The sequence below is a fragment of the Pseudoalteromonas sp. GB43 genome, assembly GCF_054923805.1.
The window spans coordinates 952,849-974,059 of record NZ_JBPCHJ010000002.1 but is presented as its reverse complement, the minus strand read 5'-3'; the positions used below and the strand labels follow the sequence as shown (position 1 = coordinate 974,059).

20 protein-coding genes and 3 pseudogenes are annotated in these 21,211 nt (G+C 39.9%); 12 read left to right on the top strand and 11 right to left on the bottom strand.

Annotated elements, in window-relative coordinates; genetic code table 11:
• The first annotated feature begins 12 nt into the window (after positions 1 to 12).
• Positions 13 to 426 (top strand): MAPEG family protein, encoded by a 414-nt coding sequence (locus ACRWSG_RS21885; protein ID WP_138599799.1) that lies wholly within the window; start codon positions 13 to 15, stop codon positions 424 to 426.
• Positions 427 to 487: 61 nt separating this feature from the next.
• Here the strand turns inward: ACRWSG_RS21885 and ACRWSG_RS21880 are convergent, their stop codons facing one another.
• Entirely contained in the window at positions 488 to 1,165 is a 678-nt protein-coding gene (locus tag ACRWSG_RS21880; protein ID WP_366035299.1) for a peptidylprolyl isomerase, read from the bottom strand.
• On the opposite strand from ACRWSG_RS21880, the gene ACRWSG_RS21875 reads away from it, so the two are divergent.
• The 3 genes from ACRWSG_RS21875 (at position 1,134) to ushA (ending at position 3,359) form a co-directional block, all read left to right on the top strand.
• Entirely contained in the window at positions 1,134 to 1,241 is a 108-nt protein-coding gene (locus ACRWSG_RS21875) for an AgrD family cyclic lactone autoinducer peptide (RefSeq protein WP_365995968.1), read from the top strand. The genes ACRWSG_RS21880 and ACRWSG_RS21875 overlap by 32 nt on opposite strands.
• A gap of 231 nt (positions 1,242 to 1,472) precedes the next feature.
• Entirely contained in the window at positions 1,473 to 1,670 is a 198-nt protein-coding gene (locus ACRWSG_RS21870; RefSeq protein WP_462167520.1) for a hypothetical protein, read from the top strand.
• 75 nt (positions 1,671 to 1,745) lie between these two features.
• The gene (gene ushA / locus ACRWSG_RS21865; RefSeq protein WP_462167519.1) at positions 1,746 to 3,359 is read left to right on the top strand and encodes a bifunctional UDP-sugar hydrolase/5'-nucleotidase UshA; all 1,614 of its coding nucleotides are present in this window, start codon (positions 1,746 to 1,748) and stop codon (positions 3,357 to 3,359) included.
• 69 nt (positions 3,360 to 3,428) lie between these two features.
• Here ushA and ACRWSG_RS21860 read toward each other — a convergent pair whose 3' ends face one another.
• Genes ACRWSG_RS21860 through ACRWSG_RS21850 form a run of 3 tightly spaced genes read right to left on the bottom strand, consistent with a single transcriptional unit; the run spans position 3,429 to position 5,264 of the window.
• The gene (locus ACRWSG_RS21860) at positions 3,429 to 3,773 is read right to left on the bottom strand and encodes a hypothetical protein (protein ID WP_462167518.1); all 345 of its coding nucleotides are present in this window, start codon (positions 3,771 to 3,773) and stop codon (positions 3,429 to 3,431) included.
• Positions 3,752 to 4,375 (bottom strand): hypothetical protein, encoded by a 624-nt coding sequence (locus ACRWSG_RS21855; RefSeq protein WP_462167517.1) that lies wholly within the window; start codon positions 4,373 to 4,375, stop codon positions 3,752 to 3,754. The genes ACRWSG_RS21860 and ACRWSG_RS21855 overlap by 22 nt, the downstream gene beginning before the upstream one ends.
• The gene (locus tag ACRWSG_RS21850) at positions 4,362 to 5,264 is read right to left on the bottom strand and encodes a type 2 periplasmic-binding domain-containing protein (RefSeq protein ID WP_054552196.1); all 903 of its coding nucleotides are present in this window, start codon (positions 5,262 to 5,264) and stop codon (positions 4,362 to 4,364) included. The genes ACRWSG_RS21855 and ACRWSG_RS21850 overlap by 14 nt, the downstream gene beginning before the upstream one ends.
• Positions 5,265 to 5,482: 218 nt before the next feature.
• On the opposite strand from ACRWSG_RS21850, the gene ACRWSG_RS21845 reads away from it, so the two are divergent.
• Both ACRWSG_RS21845 and ACRWSG_RS21840 read left to right on the top strand, forming a co-directional pair.
• Complete coding sequence (locus tag ACRWSG_RS21845) at positions 5,483 to 6,346, top strand: S1/P1 nuclease (protein ID WP_194441397.1); 864 nt, start codon at positions 5,483 to 5,485, stop codon at positions 6,344 to 6,346.
• A gap of 34 nt (positions 6,347 to 6,380) precedes the next feature.
• Positions 6,381 to 9,545, top strand: a pseudogene (locus tag ACRWSG_RS21840) (TonB-dependent receptor).
• A gap of 505 nt (positions 9,546 to 10,050) precedes the next feature.
• On the opposite strand, the gene ACRWSG_RS21835 reads toward ACRWSG_RS21840, so the two are convergent.
• From ACRWSG_RS21835 to ACRWSG_RS21815, 5 genes and pseudogenes are all read right to left on the bottom strand, one after another.
• Positions 10,051 to 11,061 carry an ABC transporter ATP-binding protein gene (locus ACRWSG_RS21835; RefSeq protein ID WP_054552194.1) on the bottom strand — a complete coding sequence of 337 codons (1,011 nt, stop codon included), beginning with the start codon at positions 11,059 to 11,061 and terminating at the stop codon, positions 10,051 to 10,053.
• Between the two features lie 11 nt (positions 11,062 to 11,072).
• Positions 11,073 to 12,571 (bottom strand): annotated as a pseudogene (locus ACRWSG_RS21830) (ABC transporter permease).
• Positions 12,571 to 13,610, bottom strand: a pseudogene (locus ACRWSG_RS21825) (extracellular solute-binding protein). Before ACRWSG_RS21825 ends, ACRWSG_RS21830 begins: the two co-directional pseudogenes overlap by 1 nt.
• Positions 13,610 to 14,422, bottom strand: a complete 813-nt coding sequence (locus ACRWSG_RS21820) for a hypothetical protein (protein WP_054552191.1) — start codon at positions 14,420 to 14,422, stop codon at positions 13,610 to 13,612. Before ACRWSG_RS21820 ends, ACRWSG_RS21825 begins: the two are co-directional and overlap by 1 nt.
• 95 nt (positions 14,423 to 14,517) lie before the next feature.
• Entirely contained in the window at positions 14,518 to 14,973 is a 456-nt protein-coding gene (locus tag ACRWSG_RS21815) for a MarR family winged helix-turn-helix transcriptional regulator (protein WP_138617308.1), read from the bottom strand.
• A 103-nt stretch (positions 14,974 to 15,076) separates the two neighbouring features.
• Here ACRWSG_RS21815 and hmgA point away from each other — a divergent pair, with 103 nt between their 5' ends.
• Both hmgA and maiA read left to right on the top strand, forming a co-directional pair.
• Entirely contained in the window at positions 15,077 to 16,381 is a 1,305-nt protein-coding gene (hmgA, locus tag ACRWSG_RS21810; RefSeq protein ID WP_462167516.1) for a homogentisate 1,2-dioxygenase, read from the top strand.
• A complete protein-coding gene (maiA, locus tag ACRWSG_RS21805; protein ID WP_138617312.1) occupies positions 16,381 to 17,010 on the top strand; it encodes a maleylacetoacetate isomerase in 630 nt (209 codons plus the stop codon). Before hmgA ends, maiA begins: the two co-directional genes overlap by 1 nt.
• Positions 17,011 to 17,064: 54 nt before the next feature.
• Here maiA and ACRWSG_RS21800 read toward each other — a convergent pair whose 3' ends face one another.
• Positions 17,065 to 17,295, bottom strand: coding sequence for a TIGR02647 family protein (locus tag ACRWSG_RS21800; protein WP_166340967.1), 231 nt, complete (start codon positions 17,293 to 17,295; stop codon positions 17,065 to 17,067).
• A gap of 77 nt (positions 17,296 to 17,372) precedes the next feature.
• Between ACRWSG_RS21800 and ACRWSG_RS21795 the strand changes: the two genes are divergently transcribed.
• Both ACRWSG_RS21795 and ACRWSG_RS21790 read left to right on the top strand, forming a co-directional pair.
• On the top strand, positions 17,373 to 17,672 hold the full coding sequence (locus ACRWSG_RS21795) for a DUF1496 domain-containing protein (protein WP_054552186.1): 300 nt from the start codon (positions 17,373 to 17,375) through the stop codon (positions 17,670 to 17,672).
• 56 nt (positions 17,673 to 17,728) lie between these two features.
• The gene (locus ACRWSG_RS21790; protein ID WP_055198859.1) at positions 17,729 to 17,995 is read left to right on the top strand and encodes a VF530 family protein; all 267 of its coding nucleotides are present in this window, start codon (positions 17,729 to 17,731) and stop codon (positions 17,993 to 17,995) included.
• Between the two features lie 4 nt (positions 17,996 to 17,999).
• Here the strand turns inward: ACRWSG_RS21790 and ACRWSG_RS21785 are convergent, their stop codons facing one another.
• On the bottom strand, positions 18,000 to 19,622 hold the full coding sequence (locus ACRWSG_RS21785; protein ID WP_462167515.1) for a diacylglycerol kinase family protein: 1,623 nt from the start codon (positions 19,620 to 19,622) through the stop codon (positions 18,000 to 18,002).
• Between the two features lie 335 nt (positions 19,623 to 19,957).
• Here ACRWSG_RS21785 and ACRWSG_RS21780 point away from each other — a divergent pair, with 335 nt between their 5' ends.
• The gene (locus ACRWSG_RS21780; RefSeq protein WP_138599809.1) at positions 19,958 to 20,488 is read left to right on the top strand and encodes a sigma-70 family RNA polymerase sigma factor; all 531 of its coding nucleotides are present in this window, start codon (positions 19,958 to 19,960) and stop codon (positions 20,486 to 20,488) included.
• Positions 20,485 to 21,174 (top strand): anti-sigma factor, encoded by a 690-nt coding sequence (locus ACRWSG_RS21775; protein ID WP_054552182.1) that lies wholly within the window; start codon positions 20,485 to 20,487, stop codon positions 21,172 to 21,174. Before ACRWSG_RS21780 ends, ACRWSG_RS21775 begins: the two co-directional genes overlap by 4 nt.
• Positions 21,175 to 21,211: the final 37 nt, after the last annotated feature.

Genomic DNA, 21,211 nt, shown 5'->3' with positions numbered 1-21,211 from the left:
AAAGGATGAGCTATGGAAAGGTGGCTAATTGTAGCAATGTTCACTCAGGTGTTACTGACATTTATTGTGATGTACATTATGGGTAAGCGCCGTTTTCGTGCGGCAAAGCAAAAAACCATTGAGATGAAAGACTTCTTATTAATGGAACTTGAAAAAGCTGGGGATAATGTTCGCGTAGCAGATCGTAACTTTATCAATCAATTCGAAATGCCTGTGCTGTTTTTTATTGCCTGTTTAACAGCTCTGCAAGTCAATGCTGTAGGTACTGTTTTTGTTGCCCTTGCTTGGGTTTATGTTGCATTAAGAATTATTCATAGCGTAATACACTTAACTTCAAACACCTTGAAGGCGCGCTATTATAGTTTCGTTGTCAGTAGCTTTATAATGCTAATAATGTGGGTGCTGATTTTAGTTAGAATCTTTTAATAATCATCAATACAAAGAAATAAGGCGCTTTTTAGCGCCTTATTAACTTTGTTGGTTGGAATTATTTACGACGAGCAAAGCCTGCTAGGGCTAATAAAGATAGCATCCATGCAAGACTACCACCTGAACTACTACCGCCGTTGTCTGAAGCGTCATCTTCATCAATCAGCGTGTTTTCTTTTGGTGATAAAGAAGCAGATGAATTAGGGTCATCGTCAATCACAGTTACACTGTTAATGTAAAATAAGTTTTCACCACTAAAACCTGATGTTGTATCTGGGCACTGCTCTTCATTTAAGTTTACTACTGGGATCTCTCCACAATGTACTAATTCTGTGATTTGCTCTATCACAGCCATACTCTGGACAGTTACCTCGCCAAAAACGGTAAAGCCACCATTTTGTAAGTCAAGATTTGCGCTGTTATCTTTTAAATTAAAAAACCACTGACTGGTTGCACTGTTAGCATTGCCACCAAGCTTAGCCATTGCAATGGTACCTTTCACATTAGACAACTCTGGTTCATTAGTAATAGCGTCTGCGGTGTCTATCGCATCAAAGTCAGTACCAAATTTAAAACCCCCACCTTGTAAAATAAAGTTATCAACAGAACGATGGATAACGGTGCCATCGTAGCTACCATCTGCAACATAATTTAAAAAGTTCTCAACTGTAACAGGTGTCTGTTGATCATAAAGATGAATCGTAATGCTGCCCAGGTCCGTTTGCATTTCGACAATAGTTGCATTCGCTGTAAAACTGCTAGCCAATAAAGCTGTTGCAAGTAGATGTTTTTTCATTGTTTATCTTTCCTGATAATTTTTATTATAAAACTGCAAGAAGCTTAAACAAAATAGGCAGGTGCTTAAATAGCAAACAAAACAGTTACACAAAACGCGTCAAATCAATTACATCTCAGTTACATTAATTTACACTGTGTATTCATTATGGTTATAAAAAGTTTAAAGATTAAATCAAAATCGTCTTATCAAATAGGCTCAGTTTGTTAGTATCTGCACGACAACAATGAACACACAGGAATGAACCATGGCGAATGAAGAGAACGCAATATGCGATTTTCGTTTACACCAAGGTGAGCCTTATAGTAAGTTACCCGCTAGTTTTTTAAATTGGATGGTCGGCAATAATCATCTTAAGTCTCATTATGCAGAACAAGAACTACAACGAAGACAACTTGCCGCAACAGGACAACTAAATACAGAAAATAGCGACAAAAGTTTATAAAAGACATTTAATTTAAACTTAAGTCGTTTAAACTAAGCGCATAATTAACCTACTGCTCTATTCAGGCAAACAATTATGCGTTTTTTTTTACTAACATCGCTACTGGTTACCCTAACCGCGTGTAGCTCCTCTTCTAACAATACAGATTCAGCCCAATATTTCACTCTGCTCCATACTAATGATAATCACGGTCGTTTTTGGAATAACGAACATGGTGAATATGGTATGGCTGCTCGCAAGACTTTAATTGATCAATTAAGAGCCGATGCTAAAGCACAAGGACATGCAGTTTTACTGCTGTCTGGTGGCGATATCAATACAGGTATTCCTGAATCAGATCTACAACACGCAGAACCGGATTTTAAAGGTATGTCTGTAATTGGTTACGATGCCATGGCAATTGGTAACCATGAGTTTGATAACCCGCTGGCTGTACTCGATAAACAGCAAAAATGGTCTAACTTCCCTTTTTTATCAGCCAATATTATAGATAAAACGACCGGTGAAACTCGTTATCAAGCATACAAAATCTTTGAAAAAAACGGACTCAAAATTGCTGTCATTGGTTTAACCACAACAGATACAGCAAAAATAGGTAACCCGCAGTATATCGGTGGCCTAGAATTTAAAGACCCTACAGAAGTGACTGCAAAATTAGCCCCAAAAATTGAAAAGCAGTACAAGCCTGATATCACTATTGCTGTAACGCACATGGGTCACTATGTTGATGCTAACTTTGGTATTAATGCACCCGGTGATGTGACTATGGCGCGTAACTTACCAAAAGGAATGCTAGATATTATTGTCGGCGGTCATTCACAAGAGCCGGTGTGTATGAAAGAAGCCAATGTTGCTGACGAAAGCTTTATGCCAGGTAAAGCGTGTAAGCCTGATCAACAAAACGGTACTTGGATCATGCAAGCCCATGAGTGGGGTAAATATGTGGGAAAAGCTGAATTCAAGTTAGAAAACGATGAATTAACTCTGCTTAATTACTCACTTATTCCGGTAAACCTTTATATCGATGATGAAAATGGCAATAAACAGCTAGCGGCTGAGTACATCGAGCCAAACAAAAACTTACAAGACATGCTCGCGGTTTATCAGAAAAAAGGTGCAGCACAAATTGCTGGTAAAATAGGTAACGTGGATGCAAAACTTGAAGGTGACCGCAATAAAGTACGCTATGAGCAAGTAAACTTAGCACGCGTTATTATTGCTGCACAAATGCAGTCAGTGGGTGCTGATTTTGGTTTAATAAGCGGTGGCGGTATTCGTGATAGCATTCAAGCTGGCGATGTCAGTTATAAAGATATTTTAAAAGTTCATCCTTTTAAAAACCGTATCACCTATATTGATATGACAAGCCAAGAGCTATATGACTACTTGCAGGTTGTTACTTCTTTCCCACCTGATTCAGGTGCCTACTTACAATACTATAAGCTAAGCTTCAAACGCGATAACGACACTTTATCTGATGTTAAAATTGCTGGTAAACCACTTGATATGACTAAAACATATCGAATGAGTATTAATAGCTACAACGCCTCTGGTGGTGATGGCTACCCTACGCTTACCAATAAAAAAGGCTTTGTAAGTACAGATGATACCGATGCACAGGCATTAAAACGTTTCTTTGAGCAAAATAGCCCTGTTAAAGCGGCTGATTACACTCCTAAGCAGTTTTAGATACCTAATCATCAATATCTAAATAGATAAAGGGAAGTCAGTGACTTCCCTTTTTACTTTAAAACTAGATTATTTGCCTATGACTTCAATATCGGTGCTCTCAATCGACTTCAATCCGTAATGATGTAATCGAGAGCGTGAACCTTCACCATGGGCTTTAGGCGGATAATAGGTTTCTTTTATCTCAAGCTGGTCTTGCCAAACTTCATCAAGGGCTGCCCGAATTTCGCTTAAAGTTTTTTCTAAGCTATTAGTAAAGTTTGGTCGTTTACGTATTGTGTGACCAAGCTCAACTAACCGGTAAAAATACTTGTTCGCTAAAGTCAGTAATTCTTCTGGTACATCTTTATTTTGATTAAGCACTACGTCTGGTTGTTCAATACAAAACTCAACTAAAGCAAGATAAAAACACAATGGTTTATTCGCAGGGTCACTGTTTTATCAACATCGCAACTAGCAGCCAAGGTTTTATTTTGAAGATCGACTATCAATTTAGGTTTCTCTTCTATCTGAACTGCAACTTCAGGTTCGTTTTTAGCTATTTGAATCTTGGTTCGTTCACTGATAAATAATAAGTAGGTAAATGTAGATGCAAATAAGCAGACCAGAATGAACACAGCTATATCGTTTTTATCTAATAAAGAAGATGCGATAACAAAGCTAACCGTTAATGATTTTTGAGGTGCATGTAATTGCTTAGTAATTAAATCAGCACGAGCAGGATATTCCGAAATACCTTCAATAGAGTAAACCATCACGCCTGAGTCTGCTAACTGAGCATTAAGACGTGTGATATAATTGAGTACCATGTCTCTACTACCGGAGTGCTTCAAAAAACCATCTGGTAAATTTAAATGGTTTAAATCAAGAGCAATACGGTTTTCAACTTTTGCTAAAGTCAGTGCATCATTAGTTGTTGTCTTATAAGCTTTTGCAATAATGAAGGTAGCAAATAATACCAAGCAGCAGCTTAAAAATATTGCGCCATAAACAAGCTTAATTCTAATTGGCAGCATTGCTATCCCCTACTTTCATTGTTTGCTGAGTCGAGTCACATTCCCAAAAAGACTCAACATGATTAAAGTAATGAGAATTTTGATTGTGTGCCAATAGGGTTAACTGCGCTTGAACTGCACATAAAAGGTCGGTGTTCTCGTCCTGCATTTTTAAATACCAACGACTGCCACTTATATTGTCGCGTATAGGCGTAATATAATTTTTAGAAAAACGTTGCTGGTCACTGTCTTGCCAATAAGAAGAAATTAAATCAACCTTTCCGCTGGCAAGCAGCTCTCTTAACTCAGTATGGGAACTAGCGTAAGTTATATCTAGGTTTTCTAGGTTGATATCTAATTTTTTAAATAGCTGCTTTGGTAAAATATGTCCTGAGCGACTGGTTGGGTAATCAAGTAAACCAATGCGTTTATCTAAAAAGTAGCTCTTATCAATTCTAGGTTTTTCTTTACTCGAAATTAAATAGGCAGTGTAATCAGGAAATCCAACAACAGCTTGGTAGTTGTAAGTTGACTCCGCCATAAAAGCGTTAATTAAATTTTCTTTAGCAAGGATTAAATCAGCAATCCCTTTGCCTAAAAACTCAATCGTGTCTGAGGTTTTATAACCCCAATAAGAGGTTACCTTGCCATATTGTTTACTTATGATGTCATCATTGCATAAGGTTTTAGCAACATCCTCAGCCAACACTTTGCCCGATGAATACACCACTAACTCGTTAAGGTTAACCTCTGATTTGGTATCACATTGAAAAGACGTTTCAATAAATGCATCGATATCAGAAACAGCCGGTTTACCCTGCAAAATTCCGATATAAAAAAACAAAATAACTGATAGAAACAAAAATGTAACAATCGACGATTTTTTTATTAGTATTGTTCTTAAATTCAATTTTAATAGCCAACAACGCTCCGTTGTCTCTATTTGAACAATTATTCTTACTTATTACAACAAGTAATTTTACTTGAATTATTTAAACCATTGATAAATAACATATATGAACAAGAAATTATGAATCTTATTGAGTCCTTTCTATTTGATTTTAAATTCAGGAAAATATGCCACAAGAAATCGTGCTTCATTGCACATTCATTTTGGACACTGAGTCAATGTTACAAAAAACAATAAAAATGTTGCTGTTATCAACACCAGTTATTTCAGCAGTGTTAAGCACCCCTGCAAATGCATGGGGTCAAAATGGTCATCGTATTGTTGGTGAAATTGCATCTAAGCATATTACAGACACCACTAAACTAGCATTAGTTCCTCTACTCGATGGTGACTCACTAGCACAAGTTGCAACGTGGGCTGATGAAATGCGTTCTGCTCCAGAAAATTTCTGGCAAAAGAAATCTTCGCGCTGGCATTACATTAACTTTAAAGAAGGCGATGCTAAACCCCATTACGATTCAGATGCCCATCATAATAAAGAAACCGTGTCAGATATCCTTGAAGGCATGGAATACTCAATCTCAGTTTTACAAAACCAGAAAGCCTCACTAGCTGAAAAACAGTTCGCACTGCGTTTTTTAGTTCATCTAGTTGGTGACAGCCACCAACCTTTTCATGCCGGACGCGGTGAAGATCGTGGTGGCAACAATATTTCTGTCACATTCTTCGGTCAAGATACCAATTTACATAGCCTATGGGACACAAAACTCATTGAAAATGAAAATTTGTCCTATACTGAGTTTGCGCAATTTATAAATACAACAAATCAAGCGTTAATCACGGACTATCTTGCCAGTTCACCTAGCGATTGGTTAATCGAATCAAATAATATTGCAAATTCACTGTATAACGAAAATGAAACAAACGTAAGTTATAGTTATATCTACAAAAACTTACCAATTGTTAAAACTCGCCTACAACAAGGCGGTATAAGATTGGCTGGTTTATTAAATACGTTATTTGATAAATCAGCAAAACCGTTAGTAAAGGCACTTAAGATGCCAACTGACAGCAAACTATAAATGAAACATAACCTCTAACACGGGAAATAACATAATGAAAATCCAACTCCGCAAAACAGCTCTATCACTTGCTATTGCAGCATGTGTTGGTGTGAGTGGTGCAGCGTTAGCAAATGAAACAACATCTGCTATCAAGGGTCAAATCAAAGGTCCTAGCGGCAACCCTGCTGCTGGCACTAAGATCACTATCGTTCACTTACCTTCAGGTTCAACTAAAGAAACTGAAACGAACGATGCGGGTTACTTCACAGCAAAAAACGCTACGTGTAGGTGGTCCTTACCGCGTTGTTGTAGATTCTGACGTATTCGCAGATCAAACATTCAACAACATTAACCTACAAGTGGGTGCTGACTACCCAGTTAATGTTACGTTAGAGAGACAATCTGATGTAGAACAAATCGTAGTTACTGGTCGCCCTATCAGCCGTATGTCTGGTGGTACAGGTCCTGCTGCAACGTTCACTCTTGAAGATTTAGAAAACCAACCAGCTATCAACCGTGATTTAAAAGATATCATCCGTATCGACCCACGTGTAACTATCGATGATAGCCGCGGTTCAATCAACTGTGGTGGTGGTAACCCACGTTTTAACAGCTTAACGCTTGACGGCGTTCGTATGAACGATAACTTCGGTTTAAGCTCAAATGGTTACCCAACTATCGGTGCTCCTTTCTCTTTCGATTCAATCGAGCAAGTTGCAGTTGAGCTAGCACCATTTGATGTTCAATATGGCGGTTTCACATCATGTAACATCAACGCAGTTACTAAATCTGGTGGTAACGAAGTACACGGTGGTGTTTTCTTCGATTACACAAATGATTCAATGAAAGGCGATAAAATCGAAGGTGAAGACTACGACAACGGTGATTACACTGAAAAACGTTACGGCTTCAACGTTGGTTTACCACTAATCAAAGATAACCTTTTCTTATTCACCTCATACGAAAAAGTTGAAGGCGTTAAACAATACGAGTATGGCGGTTTAAACACAGGTAGTGTTTCAGCTGCAGACGTTGCTCGTGTACAGCAAATCGCACAAGACGTATACGGTTATGACGCAGGTGGCATGCCATCTAGTGCTCCAGTAGAAGATGAAAAAATCTTAATTAAGTTAGACTGGAACATCAACGATGACCATCGTGCAAACTTAATCTATAACTACAATGATGCTTTCACGCTATCTCAATCAGATGCATACAGCGATACAGTAGCTTTAGATAATCACTTCTTCAAGCAAGGTGCTGAGTTTACATCAATCATCGGTTCACTATACTCAGATTGGTCAGACAACTTCTCAACTGAAGTTCGTATTGGTAAGTCAGAGCTAGATGCAACGGTACAATCTTTAGATGCTGCAAGCAGCTTTGGTGAAATGCAAATTGATACCGCTGACGGTGGTACTATCTACATTGGTCCAGATGACTCACGTCAATCAAATGACCTAGACTATGAGACAACGACTGTAAAACTTGCAGGTACTTACTACCTTGATCAACACACGATTACCGGTGGCTATGAGTACGAAAAGCTAGACGTATTTAACCAATTCGTACAGCATACGCAAGGTGAGTGGCGTTTTAACTCTGTAGATGATTTTGAAGATGGAATTGCTGATGGCTTGTACTACAACAATGCTGCGGGTACAAACAACCCGACCGATGCAGCTGCAAGCTTCTCTTATGCTCAGCATACTTTCTATGTACAAGATGAGTATAGCTTCACAGATTTAGATGCGACGTTAACATTTGGTCTTCGCTATGATAAATACACAAGTGATGACGCGCCTAACTACAACGAGAACTTTACAAACCGCTACGGTTTCAGCAACCAAGCAACATTTGATGGCATCGATTTAATTCAACCACGTGTAGGCTTTGAATGGTATGCAACAGACTCGTTAGAAGTACGTGCAGGTGTAAACGTATATTCTCTGGTGGTAACCCGAACGTTTGGTTATCTAACTCGTACTCAAACGACGGTATCACTAATATTAGTACCGGTATTAAAGATGTAGACGGTGTTTATTATCTAGATGAAGAACAAAGACAAGCACGTCTAAACCTATTTGACACTCCAAATGTTAATGGTGGTACTCCAGGTTACGAAGTACCTCAAGATTTATATAATAAAGTTGCTAACACTGAAATAGGTGCAGGTGACTCATCAGTAAATGCTGTTGACCCAGACTTTGAAATGCCATCAGAGTGGAAATACTCAGTAGGTGCAACATACACAACTGAAGATGAATACGTTTTCTCTCTAGATTACTTATTCACTAAGCGTAAAGATGCTGCAATTTTACAAGACATCGCATTACAAGATTCAGGCAGAACTACATTTGATGGTCGTCCAATTCTTGAGTCTATCGAAGGTCGTAGCGGTGACTTACTGCTGACTAACGTAAGTGGTGATAGCGGTGAGTCTCACATCATTTCTGCTGCAATGAGTAAGCGTTTTGATAACGGTATTAGCGTACAACTTGCTTATGCTTACACTGACTCAACAGATGTAAACCCAATGACTAGCTCTGTAGCGAGTTCAAACTACGGTAACATGGCGACATACGATCCGACAAACCCAGGTGCACACACATCTGATTACGAGATCCCGCATCGCTTCACAATGACATTAGGTTATACAACTGAGTTGTTTGATGGCTACAGCACACGTTTCAACTTATTCAGCGAAACGTTCAAAGGTCTACCTTACAGCTATACATATAACGGTAGTGACGGTGTTTGGGGTGATAGCAACTCTAACCGCAGCCGTCAGCTAATGTATATCCCTGAAGTAAATGACCCTAACGTTGTTTACGACATGACACCTGAAGAAGTGACTGAGTTTAACCAGTGGATTTCAGCTCAAGGCCTTGAACGCGGTGAAATCGTTAGCCGTAACAGCCAAAATGCTGATTGGTTCACTAAAGTTAACTTCAAGATGACTCAAGAGTTACCTGGTTTCATGCCTGGTCACAAAGGTGAAGTATTCTTCGTTATCGATAACTTAACTAACATGTTAAACGATGATTGGGGCGTACTTAAGAAAGGTAACTTCGTTGGTAACCGTATGATCAAAACATCAATCGATGACCAGGGTCGTTACGTATACTCTGACTTCAGCCCTAACAATGGTAAAACTGCAACTCAAAGCGGTGCATCAGTTTGGGAAATGCGTGTAGGTGTACGTTACACATTCTAATAACAAGTTAACCTTGTTATAAAGCAAAAGCCCGCCCCTACTGGCGGGCTTTTTACGTTTTGGAGAAACTTAGGGAGTTGCTAGTTACGAGAGTAAAGCTACTAGGGGAAAGTTAGCAAGCGTAAAGCTCCAAGAGTAAAGTTAGCGATTTGCTAGGTATCAGCGACTTTACATCGCGCCCTTCTACATAAAACCTAGAACCTAATACCTGATAAATCTTTTCGTAGGACTGACTTTAGCCGGGAATGGGTGTAGATATGAGATACGAGATACGAGAGGAAAATAAGCCAGTACCAAGATTAAAGCTTGAAATAACAAATTAATGCATTTACATGTAGCAGATTTTATATCGCGTCTGAGGGCTGATGTTTAACTCGATCTAAGATTGTTATGTAGGTCGTCATTTATGGCGACAAATGTTTAAACACCAAATGATGACGGGCTAAAGCCCGACCTACACTGATATGTAAATGCAAACCAATGAGACCTGCACAGTTATGTCTATTTAAGCTGCGTAAACCGCAAGTGGATGTGTTGTATTGATAGAAACATGCACTGCATCACCTGGGCGTACCATCACTTCATGGCTAACACGGCTTGTCACCACAGTATCACATGCCAGTTTAACAGCGCATAAGCGGCTGCCACCTTCGTAACGGACCCATGTCACTTTACCATTGCTAGTAGCTGCATTTTGAATAAGATTAATATCATCAGGGCGAAGTAATACATCAACCTTCGCGGTTTCATGATCAACCTTAATAGCTGGGGCATTACCTAAATCAGTGGTGGCGATATCACCTTCACAGTTACCGGCAATGAAACTTGCTTCACCTAAGAAACGTGCAACAAAGCGATTGCTTGGTAAGCTAAAGCAGCGTTCAGGGGTATCTATTTGCTGAATAATCCCTTCTTTCAGTACGCCAACTCGGTCACCGACAGATAAGGCTTCTTCTTGGTCATGGGTTACCCAAATAGCAGGTACACCAGCATCTTTTAATGCATTACGAATATCCCAACGAAGGGTATCTTTTAAAGCTGCATCAAGGTTTGATAAAGGTTCGTCAAGCAATACAAAGTCAGGTTCATGAGCCAATGTACGGGCAAGTGCTACACGCTGCTTTTGACCACCCGATAAAGTAGCGGGCTTTTTATCACGAAAAGCTTCAAGACCCAGTAACTTAATCCAGTGATCTGCTTTTGAAGTATCGGTTAATCTAAAGCAAATATTTTGCTGTACCGTTAAGTGCGGAAATAACGCAAAGTCTTGAAATACCATCCCTACTTTACGCTTTTCTGGTGGTACTTTTAATTTGGGTGTTGCCCGCCATGAGCCTAAGTTAATTTCGCCTTCGCTGATAGGAATAAGCCCTGCTAACGCTTGTAAAATTGTACTTTTACCACAGCCAGTTGGACCAACTAGCATGAGGATCTCACTTTCCCCAAGTGATAAGTTAAGTTCACTTACCACACGATTGCTACCATAATCGATAGACAGCTTACTAACTGATAGCATTAAACTGATCCTTAATGTTCTAATTGACTGCGCTTTTCACCTGAGAGCATTATAGCTAAGCCACATGCTGATATCACTACTAACAAGAGCCCAGGAATGGCAGCGCGACCGAAATAACCGGCTTCATAAACTCGCCACAAATAGGTTGATAGGGTTTCAAATCCTGTTGAACCAGTAACAATGTTGCTTCAAGCTCTCGCATTGATTCTAAAAATACCAAGGCTGCACCAGCAATGATACCGCGTAGTGTTAAAGGCAAGGTAATACGCATAAATGCTTCACGAGGGCTTGCGCCTAATACGCGAGCTGATTTAATTAAACTCGAATCTAAGTGTTCTGTGCTGGTTCGCACAGAGCCAACTGCCAACGGTAAAAAGCGCAGCACATAGGCAATCACTAATAATGCCAGAGTTTGGTATAAAAGCGGTAATTGCAGGCCACCATAAACAAGTGCAGTACCCATTACGATACCTGGAATACCAAATCCGAAATAAGTAACCCGTTCCATAATGCGCCCTACTTTACCGCTTAAGGCAGCATGCGCTACAGGCACAGCAACCACAACAGCGACAATAGCCGCAATGCCAGATGCATAAGCTGAGTTCCACGCAATGCTGAAATCAAAATCAGCAACACCATCACGGGCAAGCCAAAGGGTAAAAATGGCTAACGGCAAACAAATAGCCAATAATAAAACAGGTAGAAAAGTCACCAGCATGGCTAACTTTTGCCCGTTAGATGGGAATAACATCAGCGGTCTACCGTGGCGCTCTGAAGCGGTTTTAATTTGTGATTCGATGAACAGTAAAAAGCCTACTATTACCATTAATTGAAGCGACAACATCGCTGCACGACTTAAGCCAAAGGCGTTATATTCAACATAGATTACCCGAGTAAAGGTATCTAATCGCATCATCGCCGGTGTACCAAAATCTGATAGGGTATAAAGTGCAACAAGTAATGAGCCCGCCGCTATACCGTTTATTACGCGCGGTAATATGACTTTAAACACACTCATCGGCATCGACATGCCTAAAGTGCGAGCCGCGTTTACCATGCTGGCATCGAGACTAAGTAAAGACGAACGCGTAGTTAGCATTACAAACGGGAATGTGTATAGCGTCATTACAATGGCTGCACCCGTTAAGCCATACATAGGCGGGGTTTCAATGCCTAGCAGCTGATTTATCTCACCACCGGGGCCAAATGCTGCATATAAAGTAAACGCGCCAATATAACTTGGAATAGCAAGTGGCGCTGCAAACAAAACAAGCCAAAGCTTTTTAAAAGGAAGTTGAACATAGGCACTAATAAACGCCAGAGGCACGCCAATTAAAATAGAGCCTAAAACAGTTAACACCATAAGTGATAAAGTGTTACCAAGAATTTTTAAATTATGACTATCAAAAACAGCCGTCGCATCACTGGCTAAGGTGATCAGAATATAAACTGGCACTAACGCCAAAAGCGCTGCAAGCAGCGCCATGGGATAAGAAGCAGGTATGCGCATTATAAAATACCGCTACTGCGCATAAGGTCAAGTGTTGGCCTTAAATCTGCCAATTGAGTTAAATCGATTTTCGGCGGTGACACATCCGTTAATGCTGGTAACCCAGCAGGCTGTTCAATGCCCTGGATCAATGGAATTTCGTACGCTTCACGTGCTAAGTAACTTTGTACTTCAGAACTTAGTAAGTAGCGCATAAAGTTCATTGCATTTGGGTTGTCTGTCAGTGATAACACACCTGATGCATTAACTAAACAACCGGCATCTTCATTGGTGAATGCTAGATCAAGATTAGCATCAGGTTTACCTGACTTAAGACGTAACGTGTAATAATGGTTTGCAAAACCAATATCCACTTCACCACGCTCAACAGCCATCACTACGCCAAGCTCGCCTGCATAGGTTTTCGAACGTTTTTGAACTTTCTTAAGCCATTTAGCGGTTTTATCTTCACCTTCAAGAATACGCATTGCCGTGACAAATGATTGGAAAGAAGCATAAGCCGGTGCCCAACCAATAGATAAATCGCTATCAGCAATGGCCATTATGCTATCTGGGATCTGATCTTTACTTAGGCGCTTAGTGTTATAAGGCAATGTACGAATACGACCTGTCACTGGTGCCCAGCCCGGATAACGAAACTGCGGTTGTAACTGCGCCTCTAAGTCAGATGGTAGCGGTTTAGCTAAACCTGCATCTGTGACTAAGCCAATCGCACCAGAGTCAACCGCCCAAAATAGATCAGCACGTTTAACACCCGCTTTCGCTTCTGCCACTATCATGTTGGCAAGTGCAGCAGTTGGTCACGGCGAATAGATAAATTAAGTTTTGGGTTTTTCTTTTGGATTGATTGCAGTACGTTTTCGTACAAACCACCTTCACCACGGCCTAAATATAAAGTTAGGTCACCCTCTAGGGATGGTAAGTCTTTCACTGAAATTGGGCTTGCAGCAGAGGTTGCAAAGGCACGAGAAAGAGGTAGCGGCATTGCGCCTACTACCCCAAACGCAGCCAGGCCTTGAATAAAGGTCCTACGCTTCACTAAAATACATCCTTACGTGCTTTTTCGGCTTCTTCTAGTAACACCTTAGCGCGATCTAGTTTTTCTTGCATATCAACAACCACTGCACGGACTTGGTCAACAGACCCTTTATCAGAAATAGCTTTAGGCAGGGTTACGTTAAAATCTTTTTCGAGTACTTCTACTAACTTCGCATCTTTTTCGATAAGTGTACCTTCAACACCTTCAAATAAGTGAAGGTAAGTATCGTGTACAATTTGCGTTGCTTCATCGCTTAAACGTTCTGCGTATTTTGCAACAACACGGTCTAATTTATGTTTGATCTCATCGATAGTAGCGCTTTGCGTCATTGTTTCAGAAGCAGTTGCTTTTACAGCTTTTAATAAGCCTTTTTGCTGGAAGTCAGCAGCAAGTTTAACAGCTCCAAGACCCTGCCACAAGGCAGCATTTAAGGCCTTTTGGTGTTTACGTACTTCGCTTGCTGGTTTTTTGTCATCAATAGCCATTTTGATACCATAAATGCCTTGCCAGATTGATGCATAAACCGGCACATAATTCGTTTCAATCGCACTGTGAAACTTTACTGATTCCCAGTATTCAATTAAATCATCGCTTTTAACTGCTTTTGCGCCTTTTGTTTCATAATCGGTAACCATGGTGTCAACTTTACCGACCATCCACTCAACGTCTTCTGAGTAATCTTTTAAATTTTCTTTTAGATGATTAACGTGCTCACCAATTGGGCCATTTGCCAATACAGGTTGGGCAATAAAAGTAGATGCTAATACTAGGCTAAGACCTAGTGTTTTAACGGTGTTTAACGCTAATTTCATAGGGGGGACATCCAAGTTTCTAATTGTAAATGATAGCCATTATCATATATGTATCGATTGTCTAAATCAATTGCTATAAAGCCTTGATTACAGATTTAAACATTTTTATTTAGGTGATTGGAAAGCTTACTAAGAGTGCTTATAAATTGTTTAAGTTCTTGGCTATCTAAGTCACTCACTAAACCTGCTTGCCACTCATTTGCTAATGGCACAATTTGTTCATGAAGACGGTTCCCTTCAACGGAAAGCGATAACAAACTTGCGCGTTTATCCTTAGGGTTTTCTTTGGCTATTATAAGGTTTCTGGTCAATAGCGACTTTACTGCACGAGACACCGTTGATTTATCCATTCGTGCCATATCACATAATTCTTTGGCAGTGCGCTCACCATATTGCGCTAAATTCGCAATTATCCGCCATTGTGGCACGGTTAAATCGAACTGCTGTTGATATAGCTCACTAAACTGCTCACTCATTTGCATTGCAATATTAGTTAGTGAATAAGGTAAGAACTGTTTTAAATCGAGCGTTGTTTGATTATCTGTCGTCATGGCTGCACTACTGTCAAAGAATATTTACACAAGTAAATTCAGTGTAGTTTGAATTTAGTCTCACATGAGAGTATCTTACCTAAAACCTTTCAGGAGTCTAGTGATGAATAACGAATTACAATATTTGACTGGCTTTGGTAATGAATTTGAAACCGAAGCATTACCCGGTGCATTACCTATCGGTCAATTCAGCCCGCAAAAAGTTAAATACGATTTATATGCTGAGCAGTTCAGTACTACGGCTTTTACAGCGCCCCGTGCTGATAATCGTCGAACTTGGTTTTACCGCATTCGCCCGTCAGTAATACAAGGTGATTACACGCCAATTGATAATGGCCTTATTCGCACCGCTCCTATTACAGAAGTGCCAACACCACCGACGATGCTGCGTTGGGATCCAATTGAAATTCCAGCACAGCCAACTGATTTTATAGATGGTTTAGTCACTATGGCTGCCAACGGTAGTGCCAATGCACAAACAGGTATTGGTATTCATATTTATGTCGCTAATAAATCAATGCAACACCGTTACTTTTATAATGCTGACGGTGAAATGTTATTCGTGCCGCAACAAGGTGAGCTATTACTTAGAACCGAGTGCGGGATACTCACCGTTCGTGCAGGCGAAATTGCCGTAATTCCTCGTGGCATTAAGTTCGCAGTTGATTTGCTTACTGATACAGCCCGTGGCTATATCTGTGAAAACTATGGCCATGCCTATATTTTACCAGAGCGCGGCCCTGTCGGTGCCAATGGTTATGCTAATGACCGTGACTTCCACTACCCTGTAGCCGCTTTTGAAGATGTAGAAGGTGATTTCGAACTCGTTGCTAAATTCAATGGCAATATGTTCCGTTGTGATATTGGTCACTCGCCATTAGATGTGGTTGCTTGGACGGGTAACAGTGCACCTTACAAGTATGACCTTGCTAGATTCAATGTTATGAATACAGTAAGTTACGATCACCCAGACCCATCAATCTTTACTGTATTAACATCACCATCAGGTACAAAAGGTGTTGCTAATATCGATTTTGCTATCTTCCCTCCACGCTGGATGGTGGCTGAAAACACATTCCGCCCACCTTATTACCACCGTAATATCATGAGTGAGTTTATGGGCCTAATCGAAGGTGTCTACGATGCCAAAGAGCATGGCTTTGTACCAGGTGGTTCTAGCTTACATAATTGTATGTCGCCACATGGACCAGAAGCCGATGTATTCGAAAAAGCATCAAATGCTGAACTTGAACCACAACGCTACGAAAACACTTTGGCATTTATGTTCGAATCGCGTTACGTTATTTCACCAACTAAATATGCCCTTGAAGGTAAAGAGCGTCAGCCTAATTACACTGACTGTTGGCGCACTATTAAAAAACATTTCACAGGTAAACAGGACGTATAATGAAACTTTATAGCTATTTTCGTTCATCAGCTGCATATCGAGTACGCATTGCGCTTAATTTAAAGAACATTGATCACGAGTTGGTGACAGTTAATTTATTAAAATCCGAACAGCAAAGCGACGAGTACCTAGCTAAGAACCCTCAAGGGTTATTGCCTGCATTAGAAACTGAGCAAGGGGTACTTGCGCAGTCGCTGGCTATTTTAGAGTGGCTAGAAGAAACTCATCCAGAAACGCCACTGTTAACGGGTGATGCATGGCAAAAAGCTCAGATCCGTAATTTATGTTATGCCGTAGCGTGTGATATCCACCCTATCGATAATTTGCGCGTATTAAAATACTTGGCTAACGATCTGGGTGTTGATGAAGAAGCAAAAACAACCTGGTATAAGCATTGGGTAGAAGTTGGCTTTGAGAGTATCGAAAAGCTACTTGATGAAGCGAACACGTTTTGTGTGGGCAACAAACCAACGCTTGCAGATGTGTGCTTAGTGCCGCAAGTATTTAATGCCTTGCGCTTTAAGGTTGATATGACCAATTACCCTAAAATTGCAGCTGTTTATGAGCAATGTAATAAGCTTGATGCCTTTATAGATGCTGCACCACAAAATCAGCCAGATGCGATTTAAGCGTTAGTATGATTAATGTAAAAGGCCCGAACAATTCGGAACCTTTTATATTTGTTATCTAAGCGCTGAGTTAATCACACTCACATGGTTGATTAAATCGAGCCCTAAGTCCGTTAAGTAGCCCCCATCAGGACTATCAGTAATACCTTTATCATAAAGCCGTTTTGCTGCATCTTTAATTGAGTTTTCTGCATCGGAGTGTATTTTAATTCCCTGCATTTGAGAGTTACGAGGAAATTTTGCAAGCAGGATTAGTTCATCGATCATATTTTTATCAAATTGCATGTGTTCACCTTTTTATTATTTATTCCTTGTCATAAGCTTAGTGTAGTTATACAAATCTGCCCAACGGGAGGCGTATTTTGTTAAAGAAAATTTTACTGTTAAGTACTTTGTTTACTTTAGGGTTTCTAAATCAAGCGCACGCTAAGGAAAAACCATTAATCGTGCTTGATGGTCAAGAGGCGTTAAACAATGAAAAAGTGTGTTGGTATGAAAATAAACGCTATACCGAAGGTGCCTATATTGTCGTTGGCGAGATGACCTTAATTTGCAGCGCCAAACAGCCTAATTTTTCAAACAGTGATTTGGCGTGGCTCAGACTAAATGCTAATGGCGAGATTATTTACCCTAAACAAACGAAAACGATTCACGTCAATTAGATTAAAACGCACAGATAGGGTACTATTGCGCGGTTGCAAATAACCTAAGATTTATCATGGACAATCAACCAAATAATCCGTTACATGGCGTTAAATTAGCCGACATCGTTACTAAACTTGAAGAAAAACTTGGTTGGGAAGGTATGGCAGCGCACGTCGATGTACGCTGCTTTCAAAATGACCCAAGTGTAAAGTCGAGTCTTAAATTTTTACGAAAGACCCCTTGGGCACGAGAAAAAGTAGAGCAGTTATATATTGATACCTTTATCGATAATGACCAAGCTGATGATGGCACTTTCCAATGGAAAAGCATCAAAAAGTAACCACTTAATCTTCAGCTGCTACAATCACCGAAAGCGATTTCGGTGATATCTCCACCTCTAGTTTATCTGCAGTTTTAACTTCACCATCAATAACATAGCTCAACCCTTTTGCTGCGCGTACTGTTACTCGTTTAGCATTTGTGTGGTGACTGTTAATAGCAAAACTAGTTTGTGTAATACTCGAGAACACTAACTCCGCAATACTTAAAGTACTCGCTTTAGAATCGGCACTAGGTGTTAGCCAGTTAACATCCAATAAACCATCTTGGTGATCTGGCTGCCCTGCAGATTGAGCAAGTAAAGTAGTAAATGGCGCGGCGTTGGCGATGATTAAACTGGTAGTATTGATTGTTTGCTCATCGTTATTATCAAGAGTAACAACATAGTCTTGCGCTTCATGCTCACCTAATGCTTGCCAAAACCCTTGTAAATAAGCTAATTGCCCAGACTCATTTTTAGCATCACGATGGGCTTTTTCAATCATCTTTTGTTCAAAACCAATTCCTGCAAGTAATAACATACGCTCGCCATTACACACAGCGGTATCTATCCGACTCGCCTGCCCTTCAATAATAAGCTCACACGCCTGCTCTACCGGAATAAGCTTCGATTGTATACCCATCAACACATGAGCGAGGGCATTTGCAGTACCTAAAGGAATAATCCCCAGTTTACAGTCTGTATTAACAAGTACACTTGCCACCTCTGTTACTGTACCATCACCACCACAGGCGATGACTACATCAGGGTTCAATTCAAGTGCTTCTTTGGCTAACTCAGTACCATTTACCTGCTCTGAAGTGGTGTAAACAGTTAAATCGTAATACTCAGACAAACGAGATGTAATTTGCTTACGTTTAGCTTCCCACAGTTTTGTGCCAGAAACAGGGTTAGCAATGAGCACAGCTTTATTTTTGATTAATAAGTCACCTCTACGATGGCGACGCACTAGATGACGCAGCTGGCGCTTGTTTAAATTTGCAGTTTCTCGTGTCTCTTTAATTTGTGCGAGTACTTGGTGTACATCGGCATCTTTATTTTGGCTAAGTAAGTAAGCTGCCATCACAAATACAGAACGACATCGTCCTAAAGCGCAATGCACTACCACACGTCTATCAGCTTTTACTTGATGGTCAATCCAATTAATTGCTTGATGTAGTTGCGCGCGTGTTGGCACGCTATGATCAAGAACAGGAATATTTAAATAACGAATATTCTCTTGGGTAGAAGACCATTCAAGGCCATCAAACTCGCAAGTTACATCTAAAATAGCCGTAATACCCATTTCTTTCATAGTGTCTATATCGGAAGGAAATAAACGACAGGCTAAAAATAAATGCTCATTAATTTGCTGTAATGGCGGTACTTTATCGTGTTTACGCGACCAAGCATTGTAAAGCTGTGCACCCAATAAGAAGGGGATAAAAGCCCAACGAATATAAATAGGAATAACGCCATTTTCGCGTTTTCTAAAAATACGCGCGATATTAAAAAAATATGCGCCACTGACTAATAGTAACGACAGTGCAGTCCAATAAAAAAACAGTGCAAAGTACACAGTTTCTACGCGAATAGCCGCAATTATAAATACAATCGCTAATGCTAAGTAACTAAATGCTGCCCACATAATCACTCCTTGTTATTCTAATTGCACAATACCTTGCAAATTTCACTCCATATAAAGCCATTTAAATAGCTTTATAGACTATGAAAAATCAGCAATTTAGCAATTATTAAAAAGCTTACCAATTTAGTTTAGGACATTTTTTCACTACTTTATGAATAACTTACACAAGTTTACATAATATTCACATGTAAGTTTGCCTTGTCTTGCAACCCTGCTACGCTAACTAATGGAAAAGAATTACTTTTACAAAATTAAACCATTCTTTTTGTAAAAACATAAATGAATTGCATCTAAAACTGTCAGCTAATCGTTATTAATAATAACAAAGGAAATCTATGGAAAACGATGAATTATTAACCCTATTAAGTGCTACAGCTAAAGGCGATAAAATTGCTTTTGGTCACTTATATCAGAAGACCAGCGCAACACTTTTCGCAATAAGTCTTAAGATGCTTGGCAATCGAGCGCACGCCGAGGAAGCTTTACAAGATGCTTTTGTTAAAGTTTGGCATAACGCAAGTGAATATCAATCATCTAAAGGCGCTGTTATGTCTTGGATGATCAGCATAGTTAGATATCGAAGCCTAGATATGATTCGCCATCACAAAGTGCGTAAGGAACAAACTCTTGTTGATGAAAATGATCATTTAGATGATTTACCTATTGATGTTAATTATGAAGACAACAGCAAATTGGTAGATTGTATCGAACAGCTTGATCCTCAGCAAAGACAGGCTATTCATTTAGCATACTATAGAGGTTTGACTCATCACGAATTAGTTGACCACATCGCGACACCGCTTGGAACAGTCAAAAGCTGGATCCGACGTGGTTTACAGCAACTACAAAGGTGCTTAACGCTATGAATTATGAAAATCAAACACTCATTGATATGTTAGCGGCTGAATATGTACTGGGGACATTACGTGGTTCAGCAAGAGATAGATTCACTCGGTTAATGCTAACTTCAACGCGGGCACGTGAAGCAACTTGGATGTGGGAACAACACTTGAACAACCTTGCAAGTTCAATAGAATCTGTGCCTCCAGATGAACATGTTTGGCAGAAAATTGTTAGCAGGATCGATCCTCAGGTAATACCTATAACAAGCAAGCCAAATAAATCTAAATCATCAATATTACAAGCTTGGTCACTCATCGCTACGGCTGCATGTATAGTGTTAGCTTTAATTATTTGGCAACCTCAGGAAATAACGAAAGTTAAATCAGAACAAATAGCCCTTTTTAAAAATGAGGCTGAACAACCCCTTTGGTTTATTGATGTAAAAGATGAAAACTTATCGATTCGAGCTGCAACAGCACTTGTTCCGCGCACTGATAAAGATTATGAGCTATGGATGATCTTAAAAGGTAAAGATGCGCCGGTTTCTTTAGGTTTACTTCCAAAATCGGGAACACTTGAATTACCAAAACACATAGAGTTTGATGCGACAGAAATTTCACTACTCGCTATCAGTTTAGAACCTCTAGGAGGCTCGCCAAATGGCTCTCCAACTGAGGTACTTTTCACTACAGAACTCATTATTTTGTAAATTAAAAGCCGTGTTTAAACACGGCTTTTTACTTTTT

Excerpts from the sequence above, each read along its gene's own strand:
- ACRWSG_RS21885 (WP_138599799.1), top strand. The coding sequence starts at position 13 with ATGGAAAGGTGGCTAATTGTAGCAATGTTCACTCAGGTGTTACTGACA.
- ACRWSG_RS21875 (WP_365995968.1), top strand. The coding sequence starts at position 1,134 with ATGCTGCCCAGGTCCGTTTGCATTTCGACAATAGTTGCATTCGCTGTA.
- ACRWSG_RS21870 (WP_462167520.1), top strand. The coding sequence starts at position 1,473 with ATGGCGAATGAAGAGAACGCAATATGCGATTTTCGTTTACACCAAGGT.
- ushA (WP_462167519.1), top strand. The coding sequence starts at position 1,746 with ATGCGTTTTTTTTTACTAACATCGCTACTGGTTACCCTAACCGCGTGT.
- ACRWSG_RS21855 (WP_462167517.1), bottom strand. The coding sequence starts at position 4,375 with ATGCTGCCAATTAGAATTAAGCTTGTTTATGGCGCAATATTTTTAAGC.
- ACRWSG_RS21845 (WP_194441397.1), top strand. The coding sequence starts at position 5,483 with ATGTTACAAAAAACAATAAAAATGTTGCTGTTATCAACACCAGTTATT.
- ACRWSG_RS21835 (WP_054552194.1), bottom strand. The coding sequence starts at position 11,061 with ATGCTATCAGTTAGTAAGCTGTCTATCGATTATGGTAGCAATCGTGTG.
- ACRWSG_RS21820 (WP_054552191.1), bottom strand. The coding sequence starts at position 14,422 with ATGAAATTAGCGTTAAACACCGTTAAAACACTAGGTCTTAGCCTAGTA.
- ACRWSG_RS21815 (WP_138617308.1), bottom strand. The coding sequence starts at position 14,973 with ATGACGACAGATAATCAAACAACGCTCGATTTAAAACAGTTCTTACCT.
- hmgA (WP_462167516.1), top strand. The coding sequence starts at position 15,077 with ATGAATAACGAATTACAATATTTGACTGGCTTTGGTAATGAATTTGAA.
- maiA (WP_138617312.1), top strand. The coding sequence starts at position 16,381 with ATGAAACTTTATAGCTATTTTCGTTCATCAGCTGCATATCGAGTACGC.
- ACRWSG_RS21800 (WP_166340967.1), bottom strand. The coding sequence starts at position 17,295 with ATGCAATTTGATAAAAATATGATCGATGAACTAATCCTGCTTGCAAAA.
- ACRWSG_RS21790 (WP_055198859.1), top strand. The coding sequence starts at position 17,729 with ATGGACAATCAACCAAATAATCCGTTACATGGCGTTAAATTAGCCGAC.
- ACRWSG_RS21785 (WP_462167515.1), bottom strand. The coding sequence starts at position 19,622 with ATGTGGGCAGCATTTAGTTACTTAGCATTAGCGATTGTATTTATAATT.
- ACRWSG_RS21780 (WP_138599809.1), top strand. The coding sequence starts at position 19,958 with ATGGAAAACGATGAATTATTAACCCTATTAAGTGCTACAGCTAAAGGC.
- ACRWSG_RS21775 (WP_054552182.1), top strand. The coding sequence starts at position 20,485 with ATGAATTATGAAAATCAAACACTCATTGATATGTTAGCGGCTGAATAT.